General features: G+C 37.1%; 10 protein-coding genes. 8 read left to right on the forward strand and 2 right to left on the reverse strand.

Annotated elements, in window-relative coordinates; translation table 11 throughout:
• The first annotated feature begins 6 nt into the window (after positions 1 to 6).
• The 4 genes from CLU97_RS07225 (at position 7) to CLU97_RS07240 (ending at position 5,918) form a co-directional block, all read left to right on the forward strand.
• Positions 7 to 1,599 (forward strand): MFS transporter, encoded by a 1,593-nt coding sequence (locus tag CLU97_RS07225; RefSeq protein ID WP_121487324.1) that lies wholly within the window; start codon positions 7 to 9, stop codon positions 1,597 to 1,599.
• Between the two features lie 349 nt (positions 1,600 to 1,948).
• Positions 1,949 to 4,159, forward strand: coding sequence for a TonB-dependent receptor (locus CLU97_RS07230; RefSeq protein ID WP_121487325.1), 2,211 nt, complete (start codon positions 1,949 to 1,951; stop codon positions 4,157 to 4,159).
• 104 nt (positions 4,160 to 4,263) lie between these two features.
• The gene (locus CLU97_RS07235; protein WP_121487326.1) at positions 4,264 to 5,076 is read left to right on the forward strand and encodes a siderophore-interacting protein; all 813 of its coding nucleotides are present in this window, start codon (positions 4,264 to 4,266) and stop codon (positions 5,074 to 5,076) included.
• Between the two features lie 137 nt (positions 5,077 to 5,213).
• A complete protein-coding gene (locus tag CLU97_RS07240) occupies positions 5,214 to 5,918 on the forward strand; it encodes a class I SAM-dependent methyltransferase (protein WP_121487327.1) in 705 nt (234 codons plus the stop codon).
• A 182-nt stretch (positions 5,919 to 6,100) separates the two neighbouring features.
• Here CLU97_RS07240 and CLU97_RS07245 read toward each other — a convergent pair whose 3' ends face one another.
• Positions 6,101 to 6,766, reverse strand: coding sequence for a hypothetical protein (locus CLU97_RS07245; RefSeq protein WP_121487328.1), 666 nt, complete (start codon positions 6,764 to 6,766; stop codon positions 6,101 to 6,103).
• Positions 6,767 to 6,834: 68 nt separating this feature from the next.
• Entirely contained in the window at positions 6,835 to 8,871 is a 2,037-nt protein-coding gene (gene metG / locus CLU97_RS07250; RefSeq protein WP_121487329.1) for a methionine--tRNA ligase, read from the reverse strand.
• Positions 8,872 to 9,207: 336 nt separating this feature from the next.
• Here metG and CLU97_RS07255 point away from each other — a divergent pair, with 336 nt between their 5' ends.
• The 4 genes from CLU97_RS07255 (at position 9,208) to CLU97_RS07270 (ending at position 16,912) form a co-directional block, all read left to right on the forward strand.
• The gene (locus CLU97_RS07255) at positions 9,208 to 11,961 is read left to right on the forward strand and encodes a SusC/RagA family TonB-linked outer membrane protein (protein ID WP_121489678.1); all 2,754 of its coding nucleotides are present in this window, start codon (positions 9,208 to 9,210) and stop codon (positions 11,959 to 11,961) included.
• A 12-nt stretch (positions 11,962 to 11,973) separates the two neighbouring features.
• Positions 11,974 to 13,575 (forward strand): RagB/SusD family nutrient uptake outer membrane protein, encoded by a 1,602-nt coding sequence (locus tag CLU97_RS07260; protein WP_121487330.1) that lies wholly within the window; start codon positions 11,974 to 11,976, stop codon positions 13,573 to 13,575.
• Positions 13,576 to 13,595: 20 nt separating this feature from the next.
• Positions 13,596 to 14,666 carry a SusE domain-containing protein gene (locus CLU97_RS07265; RefSeq protein ID WP_121487331.1) on the forward strand — a complete coding sequence of 357 codons (1,071 nt, stop codon included), beginning with the start codon at positions 13,596 to 13,598 and terminating at the stop codon, positions 14,664 to 14,666.
• 89 nt (positions 14,667 to 14,755) lie between these two features.
• Positions 14,756 to 16,912 (forward strand): glycoside hydrolase family 97 protein, encoded by a 2,157-nt coding sequence (locus CLU97_RS07270; RefSeq protein ID WP_121487332.1) that lies wholly within the window; start codon positions 14,756 to 14,758, stop codon positions 16,910 to 16,912.
• The last annotated feature ends 70 nt before the right edge of the window (positions 16,913 to 16,982 follow it).

The raw sequence follows: 16,982 nt of genomic DNA on the forward strand, positions 1-16,982 counted from the left end.
AAAAACATGTACAACAAAGGATTATATAGCGATTGGGTACCAAAACCCGTACAGCTTCTGCTGATTGTATTGCTGCTTGCTGTGGTGATGCCAATTGGTGGGGTGTATACGGGAAATATCAGTTCTCTGGTAAGCGGTACCGGTGCCATGACAGAATATTTTATGTGGGCTAACTATGCGACTACCATTGGTATGGGAGCCTGTATGCCTGTTGTTATCAGAATCAAAATGAGGTTTAAAGTAAGGGATAAGCTGGTTTTACTTCTGGTACTTTTAGGTTTGCTTAGCTACATAAACGGAACTACTTTACAACCAATGGTTTTCATATTTACTTCTCTGCTGATTGGTTTTATGAAAATGATGGTCACCATAGAGTTGTTCCTGCCATTAATGGTGATGATTGGAAACCGCGGAATGTTTTATGGAGCTTTCTATACCTTCGTTCTGGTAATGAATCAGGTAGCAACCTATTATGCCGCTGAATTTGCTCTTATGTACAACTGGCAGCAGTTTTACCTGTTTACAGCTGTTTTATGCTTTATTTTAGCTTTAATACACTGGATTTTTATGCATGATAAATATTTTGCGCTAAAAGTTCCCCTGCATTATATTGACTGGTTAAGTATTTTACTTTTCATCTCCACTTTTATGTTTTCGGCGTATGTGTATTCATTTGGGAGACAGCAGGATTGGTTCAATTCGAAGAATATCATGAATGCAAGTATTGCAGCTTTTGTGAGTTTTGCATTGCTTTCTATCCGTCAGTTAACTTTAAAACGACCATACCTTTCATTCAAAATTTTCACAAAAAATAATGTTCAGCACGGTTTGTTTATGCTTTTCTGGCTGGGAATGTTTCTAGGAACAGCTTCTATCCAGAATACCTTTGCAGTCGGAGTATTGGGGTATGATCAATTGACCAATACCAGACTGAGTCTGCTGATGATTCCCGGAATTATCCTGGCCGGAATCATTGCCATTTTCTGGTTCAAAAAAGAAAAACCTTTGAAAATGTACATTTTTTCCGGTTTTGCAGCAATGATTGGATATGCCATTATCATGTATTTTTCGATGGTACTGGAGTTCAGTTATGACAACTGGTATCTGCCGATGTTTTTGAAAGGTTATGGAATGTGTTCCCTGTTTATTTCCGTATGGTTTTATACGCTGGATAAACTTGAAATGGATGAAATGCTGGCAGCCATCGGACTTGTATTGGTTTGGAGAACTTTCCTTGCCGTAGGAATTTTTTCAACACTCTATTCATGGTTTCAGTATCGTTTTCAGGTTACAGCAATTGGTGATCTTGCTGTTTATATGGATGGAATGACCGTTACTCCTCAGAATGTAGCTGCGAATATGAAGGTGATTCAGCTTAATGCCATCATCATTGCCACCAAAAAGATATTTGGATATATTATTTTAGTCGGATTTGGAGTGCTGATTTATGTTGCGACCCATCATTTCGGAGCAAAGCGTTTCCAGTATTTCAGGTTTATAAGAGTGTTGGGAGGTAAATCCGTTATCGCAAGAAGAAGACTTCGTGAAAGAAGAAAATTGTTAGAAGAAATAAAAGATGCGGCAGGGCCTGCATTATAAAGAATACCTTGTTTTTCACTAGTAAAATCCTGATCCTTCATTGGGTCGGGATTTTACGTTTTTAAGAAAATGTCAAATTTTAAACTTTTTGAAACATTAAGATGGTGTTAAGATGTTTAGAGCATTAAGATGAGCTTCGCTTTAAGCTTGAAATCAGAATGATTGATCTTAATTATACTTTACTCCTTAAATCCTTCTTAATGGTTTTAATATACATCCAGATTTTGAAAACTTTTCTGTAAAAAGATGTTTGCTATCATAAAATAAGGGAAAATCTCATATTTTGTTATTTTTATTCTTTCTAAATAAGAATTATATTTGTGAGATTATAAAACGTTGAGTAGAAAGAATGAAAAAGCAGTATGCATTCATAGGTCTTTTAGCCTCGGGAGTATTATTTTCCCAGACAGCTAAAGATTCTATAGCCTCTAAAGGTATTGAAGATGTGGTGATCGTAGCCTCAAGAAAACCCACAAAAATCTCAGAAGTTCCGGGAACGGTTTGGGTAGTACAGAAGGAAAAGATTCAGGAACAGGCTAAAAGTGGAGTTCCCATCAAAGAAATGTTGTCTATTCTGATTCCTTCCATGGATATTGGCCCGCAGGGAAGAACCAATTACGGTCAGAATATGAGAGGGCGTTCTGCGCTGGTGATGATCGACGGAGTTTCCCTGAACAGTATTCGTGCGATAAGCCGTCAGCTGGATGCGATTGATCCCTTTAATATTGAAAGAATAGAAGTACTTTCAGGAGCAAGTTCAATTTATGGAGGTAATGCTACGGGTGGGATTATCAATATTATTACAAAAACACCTTCCAAAAAAGGAATCAGCGGTGAAACAGAATTGGGAGTACGTACCGGATTTATGGGGAAAGATGACCATGATTTCCGAGCTGCTCAGTCTATTGCAGCAAAGGGTGATAAATTTTTTGGAAGGTTGGGAGTGGCTTATCAGCAAAATGGAGGAGTGTATGGAGCAGATCAGAAGCAGCTTTTTACAGATATTACCCAAACAGATCTTCAGTATAACCAGTCTATTGACATACTGGCTACAGGAGGATATCAGTTTAACAATAAACATAAGATAACAGCTTCTGTTCAGTATTACAACTCTAAATTTAATGGAGATAGAAGCTTGTTTTTAGGTCAAAACCTGAGTGCATTTACTACAAAAAATGCTTCATTATTAGAAATGAGAGATGGTTTCTCATCTGATAAAAATGTAGGAACAGAGCGTTATATGGCAACCGTAGCCTATAACGGAAACGGAATTTTAGGCGGGCAGGATTTGTATGTACAATTGGCTACCCGAGGTGAAAAATTAGGATTCTATCCATTCCCGGGAAATGTGACTTTACAGTCAGGGAAAATACCTTATATGTCCTCTTCACAGCAGGATACTTATTATTCCGGGATTAAAGCTTTATTATCAAAATCATGGCGGGGATTGAATGTTACCTATGGAGCAGATTTTTATTTTGAAAAATTTGAAGGAACACAATCTGTTTATGATATTGCAAAAACAATGTCCAGCGGAGGTTTAGTGAATGAAACAAAATACAGCTTAGGAAGATATCCTACCAATCACTCACAGAGTTATGCAGGATATGTTCAGGCAAAATACAATATTCTTCCTAAACTACAATTGAATGCAGGAATCCGTTATCAGCATATTAATGTGAAAATGGATGACTTTGTGGGATCAGAACAGCAGACACAGGTTGCTATGGGGTATGGAAGCTCAGCATCCGCAATTCCCGGAGGTGAAAGTTCTTATAATGTGACTTTGGCTAATGCAGGATTATTATACAAATTCAATGAGCAGCATCAGGTTTGGGGAACTTTTTCCCAGGGAGCAAGTCTGGCTGATCCTGCCAAATTTTACGGAATCGGGCAATATAAATTAGTGGGTACAAACTGGGATGTAGTGTCCAGTATCAACGTAAAAGAACAGCCGCTACAGGCTATCAAAACAAATCAGTTTGAAGTTGGATATCGTGTCAACAGAGGTGGTTTAAGAGCTCAGATTGCCGGATTTTTGAGTAATTCAGACAAAACTGTTGCTGTAGACAAAAAGACATTCCAGATCCTTGTGAATGATTTGAAATTAAGAAATATGGGAATTGAAGCTGAGGTTTCTTATGCCCTAAACAATGGAGTTTATTTCGGGGCAAGCGGACTTTTGATCAAATCTGAGGTAGATAACAAAGGAGAATGGCAGAAACAGGAGATTTACAACGCTTCTCCATCAAAACTGGTGACTTATATTGGATATAACATTAAAAGCTGGTCATTCAGATTCCAGTCTTTACAGAATTTCAAACAGAAGGACGAGCTTAATAATGTGATAGAAGGCTATAATACTTCAGATTTGATGATCGGATATAAATTCCATTTTGGAAAAATCAATTTAGGAATCCAGAATCTATTCAACACAGATTATCAGACGATATGGAGCAAGCGTTCGCAGGTTCTGTATTCTACATACGGACTTCCGGAACTATTTAATTATAAAGGAAGAGGGAGAACATTCAATCTTTCTTACACTTTTGAATTTTAAAAATACGATGAAGGTAAAAATGCCTTGATCTGAAAAACATATTGTATTTCAAATCCGGTTTCTGAATTAATCGGAAACCGGATTTTAACTTTAAAAAATCAGTTATGGCTAAAATTTCAACAGGGCAGATTGTTGCCGAAGTCACCAGAAAAGAATACATTACTGACCATTTTATCAGAGTGTATTTATACTCCCCAGAAGTTCCGGTGTTCAAGAATACGATGGTAGGAGATAATAATAAGATTGCCGTTCCTCTGGCAGGACTGAACGAGATTCATTTCCCGACACTTGACGAAAATCATCAGTGGGTGTATCCTCCAAAAGAAGTAGCTCCGGCCATCAGAACCTATACCCATAGAGGAATTGATCTTGAGAAAAATGAGCTGATCATTGATTTTGTAGATCATGGAGACGGTGGCCCCGCTTCCAGATGGGTGAGGGAAGCTGAAGTAGGCTCAAAACTGGGAGTGATGATGCGTTTGGAAGGTAAAGAATTGTATCCTGCTGCGGATTGGTATCTGCTGGTAGGAGATGCTACGGCCATTCCTGTAATCAGTGTAATTCTGGAAACGCTTCCTGAAACAGCAAAAGGAATATGTATCATCGAAGTTCATGGAAAAGAAGATGAACAAATGCTTGAGACCAAAGCTCAGATTGATTTTAAATGGCTCCACAATGTCCAACCTCAAATCAGCAGCGAAATTTCAAACACAGTAAAAAGCATTGAGATCCCTGAAGCTGCAAAATTTGGCTATGTTGCCTGTGAATTTTCAAGTGTGAAAGAAATCCGTACTTATCTGAGAAAAGAAAAAAACTGGACTTCCCAGGAATTATACGCTTATTCTTACTGGAAAGCAGGTGTAGCAGAAAATGAATCTCAGGCAGACAGACATAAGGAGAAGGATTCGATGGAATAGAAAGCAGGGATTTTGAATTTGAGAGTGGGAGGGTTTAGGTTTAAAGTTGTAAGTACTTTACATCTCGTACCCCGAAGCCCGCGTAACATTCAACTAAAAACTTTGAACATTGAACATTGAACTACTATCTTTGCACTATGAAAGATTTAATGGGCAGAGCGATCTGGGATTATTACCACAATGATAATCCTGAAGATCTGCAGACTGAAACGTCAATTTCTGAACTGGATGAACTTCCGGTGGATTATTTATTCAGGGATTTTGAAGAGATGAATGATATAGAGCAGAAAGCACTGCAGTTATCCGAAGGAAAAGTTTTGGATATTGGGGCAGGTGCTGGTTCTCATTCTATGTATCTTCAAAATGAAAGAAATCTTGATGTAACTGCATTGGACATTTCACCAAAATCTATTGAGATTTGCCAATTGAGAGGAATTAAAAAAGCAGTTTGTGAAAATATGCTTGATTTCTCCGGAGAAACTTTTGATACCATTGTATTACTGATGAACGGTACCGGAGTTTTTGAAAGTCTTGCTAAAATTGATACCTATCTTCAGAAACTTCATACATTACTGAACGATGACGGACAGGTTTTAATAGACAGTACAGATATTCTTTATATGTTCGACCGTGATAAAGATGGCGGAGTCTATATTCCGGCAGGTGGATATTACGGAGAACTGGAATATGTGGTTCATTATAAGGGGGAATCTGAAGAACCGATTACCTGGCTGTATCTAGACTTCAATACGCTGAAAAATGCGGCTCAAAACAACGGCTTCAAAATAGAAAGAGTTTTAAAAGACGAAGATTCTTACCTGGCAAAGCTGACTAAAAAATAATTAACAATAAGTCATTGCGAGCTGAAAGCGAAGCAATCTCATGAACTTATATATGGTCATTCTGTACACCGGAATGACTTTTTTGTGTTTCTCTAGCCCCGATAGAAATGGTTACCCCACAGCACGCATTGGGATTCCTTCGGCGCGAGGAGTAATAATGGATAGCGGGAATGAGCTTCTAATCATGATCTGAATAAATGAATGACCGTCGCTAACGGATAATAAGAAAACCATTCCTCGAAATAAAAGTACATCAGAACAGCTGTTCCAGCACACAAAATTACCGGAAAAACATAAGATTCTGCACGATAAGGAAGTTTTTTTGGAGTGGCTAAAACGCTTATGACAAGTAAGCCCAAAGCTCCTACTGAAAGAACTCCCATTTCCGGACTGTATCTGGATGTTGTACCAAAATCGAAATGGGAAAGCAGAACGTATTTTTGAAATACGAAAAAAAGAGAGCCAAATACCAGTGTAAAAAGGGCTGCAAGGTATTTTTTGAGTTTGATTAAATTCAGAGATAATAAAATCGCGCCGGGAATCGGGCTAAACAAAATACTGCTAACAAAAATAGTTGACCTTGAATAAAGCTTAATGGCATCAGGATCTTCTGTAATATGATCTCTCCAGACTTCTGCCTCTTCTGTACGTTTCGCTTCTTCTGCTTCCTTTTTCTGTTGGATTAACTGCTGAACAGCCGTTTTTTCCTGTTCACTGAAAACGCGTCTTCTTTCTTCCAGAATTTCAAAAGCCATCTGAACGGCTTCCGGAACAAAGCGGTTGCCTTCCTGTAAATATTTCTCTAATTCTGAATCGGAGAGTTTTCTCAAAACATTTCTGTTCACCATAAGCTGTATACTTTCAAAAGAAAGGCTGCTTCTAGTGAAACAGCCTATAATCTTTATAAGGATTTTAATTACCCGATCTCAATACCGTTTTCAACATTACTGTCATCCGGTGTTACGAAAGATAATTTTCCGTCTGGTTTTGTTGTTAATAATAACATTCCCTGAGATTCAATTCCTCTGATCTTTCTTGGAGCAAGATTCAGAAGGATCATTACCTGCTTACCGATTACTTCTTCAGGAGTGAAACTTTCTGCAATACCAGAAACAACAGTTCTTACATCTACTCCTGTATCTACAGTCAGTTTTAATAATTTATCTGCTTTTTCTACTTTTTCAGCTTCTAAAATAGTAGCTGTTCTAAGGTCTATTTTAGTAAAGTCATCAAACGTGATCTCTTCTTTCATAGAGTTTGCGTTAGGGTTTGTTTTTTTATTGTTTTGTTTTGTATTTTCCAGCTTTTGGATCTGAGCTTCGATGACATCATCCTCAATTTTTGAGAAAAGGAGTGATGATTCATTGATTTTATGTCCTGTTTCAATTAAAACTGATTGCGTTTCAATTGTGTTCCAATCTTTCTTCTCAACATGGAACATGTTTAATAACTTTTCAGAGCTGAAAGGCATGAAAGGTTCACATAGCTGAGCCAATGCAACAGCTATTTGAGCTCCAACGAATAAAGACTGAGCCGCTTTTTCCGGGTTATCTTTAATGGTTTTCCAAGGTTCCTCTGTCTGTAGATACTGGTTTCCAAAACGGGCAAGGTTCATTAATGCCGTTAATGAATTTCTGAACTCATAATTTTCAAGGAATCCTGAGATTTCTTTTGCAGACTTACTTATTTCCTGTAGTTCAGGACTGTTTACATCTCCTTGTGGAACAACTCCATCATAATATTTATGAATAAGAACCGCAACTCTATTGATGAAGTTTCCGAAGATACCTACCAACTCAGAATTATTCTTAGTCTGGAAATCTTTCCATGTAAAGTTATTATCTTTAGTTTCCGGAGCAGATGAAAGAAGAGCATATCTTAACACATCCTGCTGTCCAGGGAAATCTTCTACATATTCATGAGCCCATACTGCCCAGTTTCTTGATGTTGAGATCTTATCGTTCTCAAGGTTCAGGAATTCAAAAGCAGGAACGTTAGCCGGCATAATATAATCTCCGTGCGCTTTCATCATAGACGGGAAAATAATACAGTGGAATACAATATTATCCTTTCCGATAAAATGTACCAGATCACTGTCTGTACTCTGCCAGTAGTCTTTCCAGTCTTTTCCGTTTTTCTCTGCCCATTCTTTAGTGAAAGAAATATAGCCGATAGGAGCATCAAACCATACGTATAATACTTTTCCTTCCGCATTCGGAAGAGGAACCGGAACTCCCCAGTTAAGGTCTCTGGTCATCGCACGAGGCTTTAGGCCATCATTTAACCATGATTTAACCTGTCCGTATACGTTAGGCTTCCAGTCATCTTTATGACCCTCAATGATCCATTCATTTAAAAAGTCTTCGTATTCGTTTAATGGAAGATACCAGTTTTTTGTTTCTTTGAGGATAGGAACATTTCCGCTAAGCATTGATTTCGGATTGATCAGCTCTGATGGAGAAAGGGTAGAACCACATTTCTCACATTGGTCACCATAAGCATTTTCGTTACCACAGTTAGGACAAGTTCCTACAATATAACGGTCAGCAAGGAATTCTCCTGCCTGCTCATCAAAATACTGCTCAGAAATTTCTTCCGTGAATTTTCCTTTTTCGTATAAAACCTTAAAGAAATCCTGACTGGTTTCATAATGGTTTTTGGAGGTTGTTCTGGAATATTCATCAAATGAAATTCCTAGGTCAGAAAAAGATTTTTTAATGATCTCATGATATTTGTCTACAATATCCTGAGGAGTTACTCCTTCTTTTTTAGCTCTTATGGTAATAGGAATCCCGTGCTCATCTGATCCACAGATAAACGCTACATCTTTTCCTAATCTTCTCTGAAATCTTGCGTAAACATCCGCAGGAATATAAACACCTGCCAAATGTCCTATATGAACCGGCCCGTTTGCATAAGGCAAAGCTGCCGTAATCATCTTTCTGTTTGACATTTATAGTAAAGTTTAAATGCAAAGATAAGGAATATCTCTTGAATACCGCTATTGGTGGAGTTATTATGATCAAGATTGCCATTTTGAATGGCTGAATAAGAAATTGAGTTAAACAAACGTTTAACAAATAGTTAAATTAAAACAAATATTATGCAAAGCATAAGACGTTGTAAAATATTGGATCCTAAAAAACTAACTAAAATCCGTTTCGTAATATACATAAATTTAGCTAAAATTATATTAAATTTATGATAATTCTAATTTTTTTATAAATTGCGAGTCTGGCTCTAGGCCAAAGAATGACTGAAAAAAACGAAACTATAAAAAAATATGATTGTGAAGAACTTTACAACAGTTTTGAAAATTGCGCCCGCTTTTTTATTGGCAAGTACAGTAATGCACGCGCAGAAAAAAGATTCTCTTCCTCAGGAGAAGAAAATTGACGAAGTGGTTTTGATCGGGTATGGGAAACAGAAAAAATCTGATCTTACCGGTTCTATAACTTCTGTTACAGCAAAGGACTTTAACGGAGGAGCTACTTCCGCAGGACAGCTCATCCAGGGTAAAACTCCCGGTGTACAAATTACCAATAACAGTGGAGCGCCAGGTTCTGGTACAAAAATCAGAATCAGAGGTACGTCTTCTTTAAGTGGAGAAAACTCACCATTGATTGTAATTGACGGAGTTCCTCAGGATTTCGTAGGAATGAATGGTGTATCTGATCCTTTATCCTTAATTAACCCCAATGATATTGAAACATTTGATATCCTTAAAGATGCTTCTGCTACGGCAATTTATGGTAACAGAGCTTCCAATGGTGTTATTCTCGTTACAACTAAGAAGGGAACTGCAGGAAAATTTAAATTAAATTTCTCAACAGTTGCTTCGGTTTCTACTAAAATGGGTAAAGTAGATGTATTAAATGCCCAAGAGTTTAGAGACTTTGTTAATGCTTATGCGCCTGCAGGTTATAAAACCAAACTTGGAAATGCCAATACCGACTGGCAGGATCAGATTTATCAGGCAGCATGGGGTACAGATAATAATGTAGCATTATCAGGCGGAATAAAAGGTTTGCCATATCGTTTGTCACTAGGTTATAATGAGCAGAATGGTATTGTAAAATCAAACTCTTTCAGAAGAACTTCCGTAGGTTTGAACTTAAACCCTAAATTTTTGGATAATCATTTATCTGTGAATGTGAATTTGAAGGGAACATTTACAGACAACAGATTTGTGGATGGTGAAGTAATCAAGGCGGCTACTTATTTTGATCCTACTCAACCTGTTTACTCAGGAAATTCCAATTATGGAGGCTATTATGAATGGCTGGATCCGGGATCAGCAACAGGATATAATGTTAATGGTAATAAAAACCCGGTTGGACTTATTAATGGTATCAGGGATGTTTCTTCAGTAACCAGAGGATTGGGAAATATCCAGTTAGATTATAAGCTTCACTTTCTTCCGGATCTTCATTTTAACGTAAATGCCGGATATGATTATACAAAAAGTGATGGTCATAAATTTAAAGATGGTAATCTAAGAGCAGGTTTTGAAGATAAAGGAAGCTCAAATTTCTATTCTATGGAAAAGAAAAATAAGCTTTTGGAAACCTACTTTAATTATGTAAAAAATATCAGTGCAATTGATACAGGAGTAGATATTACAGCGGGTTATTCTTATCAGGATTTTAATATCCTAATTCCGGGAGCTGTAACGTATAGAGGAACAGGTATTAACTCGCAGGATTTAGATTTTGAAACCCGAAATACATTAATTTCCTTTTATGGAAGGGCTATTTTTACGATAGCTAATAAATATGTTATTTCAGGATCTATACGTAGAGATGGTTCATCAAGATTCTATAACGGAACCAGAGATAATGTATGGGGTGTTTTCCCAGGAGTTTCTTTGGCATGGAAGCTTAATGAAGAAAACTTCATCAAAAATATATCCTCTATCAGCACCTTAAAACTGAGAGCAGGATGGGGTAAAACAGGTCAGCAGGAACTTCCTGCATTAGATGGGAATAAACCAAACAATTATCCTGCATTTGCTGCTTATAATCCTAGTTACCAGGGAGCAGGATATCAGTTCGGAAACGAATTCTACTTTATGTACAGACCTGCTAACTATAATCCAAATCTTACCTGGGAAACAACAACTACTAAGAACTTAGGATTAGACTTTGGTTTTAACAAAAATAGAATTACAGGATCTATAGATGTCTTCAGAAAAGATACGAAAGACCTTCTTGTATATGCTGACGAACCTGCTGGAGGTTTAAGTAATGCAAGCTGGCAGAATGTTGGAGATATGAAAAATGAAGGGATTGAAGGAAGTATTACGGTAGTACCTGTTAAAAATCAAAATACAACCTGGGAAGTAAGTTTTAATGCTACCCACTATAAGCCGATTATTACTAAGCTTAAAGACAGAGCAGATGAATCATTTAATATGGAAGTAGGTGGTATAGAAGGAGCAGCAGGAAATAAAATTCAGGCTCATGCCGTAGGATATGCTCCAAATTCATTCTGGGTATACCAGCAGATATATGATACTAATGGTAAGCCTGTTGATGGTGCTTTTGTAGACAGAAATGGTGACGGTGTGATCAGTACGAAAGACATGTATTATTATAAATCTACTACGCCAGATGCAATTTTAGGATTTTCAACTAAAGTTTCTCACAAAAACTGGGATTTTGCATTAAGTGCAAGAGCTGTGCTTGGTAATTATGTATATAATAATGCTGCGTCAAATAGCTCCATTCAGTCTGCATCTACAAATGAATACTTACAAAACGTATTTGCAACAGCTCCTCAGTACCAATTCTCAATCCCTCAATATAAATCAGATATTTATGTTGAGAATGCATCATTTCTGAGACTGGATAATATCAATATCGGATACAACTTTGGGGAGATTTTCACTAAAGGAAGTAACCTGAAAGTATATGCAATGGCGCAGAATGTTTTTGTAATCACTAAATATTCCGGAGTGGATCCTGAAGTTTTTGGTGGAATAGACAATGGTTACTACCAAATGCCTAGAATTTACTCTCTAGGTTTTAACTTCCAATTTTAAATACAAATTCAAATGAAACTAAATAGAATTACACTTAAAAATATAATATTGCCTCTTTCAGCAGGATTTTTATTGACAGCAACTTCTTGTGTAAAAGATCTTGAAAGAGAGCCTATCACCGATGTTACTTCAGCCAGTATTTATAAAGACTTTGGTAATTATAAAAACGTTCTGGCAAAACTTTATGGTGGACTTGCTATGGGAGGCCAGGTAAGTGGAGATGGTGATCAGCCCAACAGTGATATTAATGGAATTAATGGAGGCTTTTCCCAATATACCAGATTAATGTACGACTTAAACGTAGTGACAACTGATGAAGCTGTTATTGGGTGGAATGATGGGAATCTTCATACCCTTCACAAAATGACATGGGATGCTTCCAATGAGTTTATCGCTGCTATGTATTATAGAGTGTTTACAGAAATTGCTTTTTGTAATGAATTCTTAAGAAATGTAACAGATGAAAAATTAGCCTCCAATAACATTACAGGGGACAATCTTACTCAGGCAAAATTAATGAGAGCAGAAGCCCGTTTCCTAAGAGCACAATCGTATTATCATGCGATAGATATGTTTGGAAATGTTCCTTTTGTAGACGAATCATACTTGCCGGGATCTATCAACCCGCCTCAAAGAATAGAAAGAAAAGCATTATTTAATTATATTGAGTCTGAATTGCTTGCTATAGTGGGAGAACTAAAAGATCCTAAAACCAATGAATACGGAAGAGCAGATAAAGCGGCCGTATGGTCTTTACTGGCAAAATTATATTTAAATGCTGAAGTTTATACAGGAACTCAAAGAAATACAGACTGTATCACATACTGTAATAAAGTAATTGCGGCAGGTTATTCTTTAAACCCTAAGTATGACAATCTATTCCTTGCAGATAATAATATCAATAATCCGGAGCAGATTTTAAGTGTAAATTTTGATGGAATCAATACACAGACCAATGGGGGAACTACTTTTCTGGTACATGCTGCAATTGGCGGAGATATGAAAGCAGTAGACTTCGGAGTAAATGGTGGATGGAGTGGTTTAAGAACTACAAAAGCATTTGTAGGGCTATTCCCGGCTAACGGAAGTGATGGAAGAGGAAGATTCTTTACTTCAGGACAGAATTTGGAGATTAATGATTTAGGTTCATTCACAGATGGTTATGCTTTCATCAAATTTAAAAATGTTAAAAGTAACGGTTCTGCTGGTGCTCATACCAACTGGGTTGAGGCAGATATTCCGTTATACCGTTTAGCAGATATCTATCTGATGTATGCAGAAGCAGTACTTAGAGGTGGAGCTGGTGGAAACCAGGCTACAGCAATTGGTTATATTAATCAGCTGAGAGAACGTGCTTATGGAAACACAAGCGGTGACGTTGCCTCTATCAATCTCAATTTTATTTTGGATGAAAGAGCAAGAGAATTATCTTGGGAAATGACCAGAAGAAGTGACCTTGTGCGTTTTAATAAATTTACAACAGGAGATTATCTATGGCCATGGAAAGGAAATGTAAAAGATGGTAAAGCTGTAGAAAACTACAGAAATCTTTTCCCGATTCCTGCTAAAGATATTGTCGCAAATCCTAATTTGGTTCAGAACCCTGGATATTAACTTTTAAACACAATCTGAAAATGAAAAACTTTTTTAAAATTTTAGCAATAGCATTTATTGGAATTTTTGTTATTTCATGTGAAAAAGATGAGGACCAGGCAGTTATTACAGAAACTGTAAAAAGTAAGGTTACACCAGATAAGACAACTCTTGTTTTAGATAAGGCTAATCCTGACAAGGTTGCTCTAAATATTACTTGGAATAAATCAACCTTTAACGTACCTGTAGTTTATACACAACAGCTTCAATTTGCAATCAAAGGGAAAAATTTCAAGGATGCCTCTACTATGGAAGTGACAACTTCACCTCTAACCTTTACTAATAAACAGCTTAATAATATAGCATTAGGCTTAGGAGCTGCTACTAATGTAGCTGCTGAGATTGAAGTTAGGTTAAGAACTTTGGTGGGTGCCGCACCTTTCTATTCTGATGTGAATACTTTAACAGTAACGCCCTATCTTTTAGGACCTACTTACAATTATAATGATCTATATCTGATTGGGGATGCTACAGCGGCAGGATGGGATAACACCAGTACAAATACGAAATTTCTTCCATTACAAAAAACAGCTGCAGCAGGAGTCTATTCTTATACCGGATATTTTGCACAAGGCGGTTTTAAAATGATTAAAACTCCGGGATCCTGGAATACCCAATATGGAATGGGCTCTGTAGGTACATTAAGTACAAGCGGTTCTTCAGGAAATATTTCCGTGTCTGCTGCTGGATATTATAAATTGACAGTTGATGCCAATACTTTAACGTATACCTTTACTTCAATTGGATCTCCAACGGTTACCTATAATACAATTTCAATGATTGGAACTGCATCAGGAGATTGGAGCACAGATTTGGATCTACAGAAGTCAGATTTTGATGCTCACATTTGGGTTAAGAAAAATGTTACTCTGAATTCAGGTGAATTCAAGTTCAGAGCAAATCACGATTGGGGAACAAACTGGGGAAAAGCTCAGGAGTTTTTTGGGGTAGCTGAGCTGGGCGGAGGAAATATTCCGGTAAGTGAAACCTTTAAGTATGATGTATATTTCAATGATATTACTGCGGAATATTCGGCAATTCCACTATTTTAAAAAACAATTAGAAATCAAACTAAAATAAAGCAAAGTGCTGTTTTACCACAGCACTTTTTATCTATTTTTAAGTTAATTAAATAGTCATTATGAAGAAAATTACAGTTGGAGCACTTTTGCTCTCAATGATGTTTACAGGTTTGAAAGCCCAATCTTTAAAATCTCCGGACGGAAAGTTTGAAATGAATTTTCAGCTGAAAAGTGGAGTTCCCTACTATAACCTGAAATATAACGGTGCGGTAGTGGTAGAAGATTCTAAATTGGGATTGAGATTATTTAAAGACACAGCCATAAAGTTTGCTTCTGAAATAGCCAAACCAGAAGATGCAAAATTCGATCTGAACAACGGTTTTGCAAAAACAGATGAAAAAAGAGATTCCAAAAATGAAACCTGGCAGCCGGTTTTAGGAGAAAAGAAAAACTATATCAATAACTACAATGAGCTGGCAGTTACCCTGAACCAGGCTTCTACAGACAGAAGTATTGTAGTGAAATTCAGATTGTTCAATGATGGTTTGGGTTTCAGATATGAGTTTCCACAACAGAAAAATCTTAATTATTTCGTAATCAGAGAAGAAGATTCTGAAATTGATTTCCCTACCGATATGAAAGCATGGTGGATTGTTGCAGATTACGACTCTCAGGAATATCAGTATCAGGAAACAAAAGTTTCTGAAATTCCGGCAAAATGGGACAAAGCATATGATGCCAACGCTTCACAATCATTGGTGAAAAATGCAGTTCAGTCTCCATTGATGCTTAAAAAAGAAGGAAAAGAACCTTTGTATATCAACGTTGCAGAAGCAGCGGTATTAGATTATCCGGCTTCACATCTTGAAGTAGATGCTCAGAATTATAAATTCAAAACACATTTAACTGCTGACAGACAGGGAGCGAAAGGATATATCCAGACACCATCAGTAACGCCTTGGAGAACCATTATTGTAGCTCCGAAAGCAGAACAGGTGATGGATTCTAAAATGATATTCAACCTTAACGAACCTACAAAATACACAGACACTTCTTACATTCATCCTACAAAATACATGGGAGTTTGGTGGGAGATGATCATCGGAAAATCACAATGGGCTTATTCTACAGCTGAAAATGTTCATTTAGGTAAAACTGATTTTGCGAAATTGACTCCAAACGGAAAACACGCAGCCAACAATACAAAAGTTAAAGAATATATTGACTTCGCTGCAGAAAACGGATTCCAGGGATTATTGATCGAAGGTTGGAATGTAGGTTGGGAAGACTGGTTCGGGCACTCTAAAGAATTTGTTTTCGATTTCATTACCCCTTATCCGGATTTTGATATCAAAATGTTGAATGAATATGCCCATTCAAAAGGAATTAAGCTAATCATGCACCATGAAACTTCAGGTTCTGCCACGAACTATGAAAGATGGGCAGACAAAGCCTTCCAAACCATGAATAAATATGGTTATGATGCGGTGAAAACAGGATATGTAGGAGATATTATTCCTAGAGGAGAACACCATTATTCTCAATGGATGATTAATCACTACTATAGAATTGCAGAAAAAGCAAATGACTATAAAATCATGGTCAATTCTCACGAATCTGTACGTCCTACAGGAGAAAGCCGTACCTACCCGAACTATATTTCTGCAGAAGCAGCCCGTGGAACAGAATATGAAGCATTCGGAGGAAATAAACCAGATCACCAGACTGTTCTTCCGTTTACAAGATGGATGGGAGGTTCTATGGATTATACGCCGGGAATTTTCCAAACGAAATTAGACTATTATTTCCCTGGAGATAACCGTTCTGTGAAAACTACTTTGGTAAAGCAGCTGGCACTTTATGTAACGATGTATATGCCGCTTCAGATGGCTGCAGACCTTCCTGAGAACTACAAAAAGCATATGGATGCCTTCCAGTTTATTAAAGATGTAGCAGCAGATTGGGATGATACAAAGATTTTATCTGCAGAACCGGGAGATTATGTAATCACTGCAAGAAAAGCTAAAGGTACTGAAAACTGGTTTGTAGGAGGTATTACTGATGAAAACAAACGTGATTATGCATTAGACTTCTCTTTCTTGGACAAAGGAAAGAAATATGAAGCAACAATCTATGAAGATGGAAAAGATGCTGATTATATTGATAATCCTCAAAGCTATAATATCTATAAAAAAGAGATTAGCAGTAAATCAAAAATTAATTTTAAAATGGCAAGAAGTGGCGGTTTCGCAATTTCTATTAAACCCGCGAAATAATTAATTTGAAGAGACACTAAGGTGCCCCGGTTCATCAAAATTCTGATGTCCGGGGTATTTTTTTGACAGA

Origin of the sequence: Chryseobacterium sp. 7 (assembly GCF_003663845.1) — a bacterium.
Classification (GTDB): domain Bacteria; phylum Bacteroidota; class Bacteroidia; order Flavobacteriales; family Weeksellaceae; genus Chryseobacterium.

Coding starts and splice junctions, on each gene's coding strand:
- CLU97_RS07225 (WP_121487324.1), top strand. CDS start 7: ATGTACAACAAAGGATTATATAGCGATTGGGTACCAAAACCCGTACAG.
- CLU97_RS07230 (WP_121487325.1), top strand. CDS start 1,949: ATGAAAAAGCAGTATGCATTCATAGGTCTTTTAGCCTCGGGAGTATTA.
- CLU97_RS07235 (WP_121487326.1), top strand. CDS start 4,264: ATGGCTAAAATTTCAACAGGGCAGATTGTTGCCGAAGTCACCAGAAAA.
- CLU97_RS07240 (WP_121487327.1), top strand. CDS start 5,214: ATGAAAGATTTAATGGGCAGAGCGATCTGGGATTATTACCACAATGAT.
- CLU97_RS07245 (WP_121487328.1), bottom strand. CDS start 6,766: ATGGTGAACAGAAATGTTTTGAGAAAACTCTCCGATTCAGAATTAGAG.
- metG (WP_121487329.1), bottom strand. CDS start 8,871: ATGTCAAACAGAAAGATGATTACGGCAGCTTTGCCTTATGCAAACGGG.
- CLU97_RS07260 (WP_121487330.1), top strand. CDS start 11,974: ATGAAACTAAATAGAATTACACTTAAAAATATAATATTGCCTCTTTCA.
- CLU97_RS07265 (WP_121487331.1), top strand. CDS start 13,596: ATGAAAAACTTTTTTAAAATTTTAGCAATAGCATTTATTGGAATTTTT.
- CLU97_RS07270 (WP_121487332.1), top strand. CDS start 14,756: ATGAAGAAAATTACAGTTGGAGCACTTTTGCTCTCAATGATGTTTACA.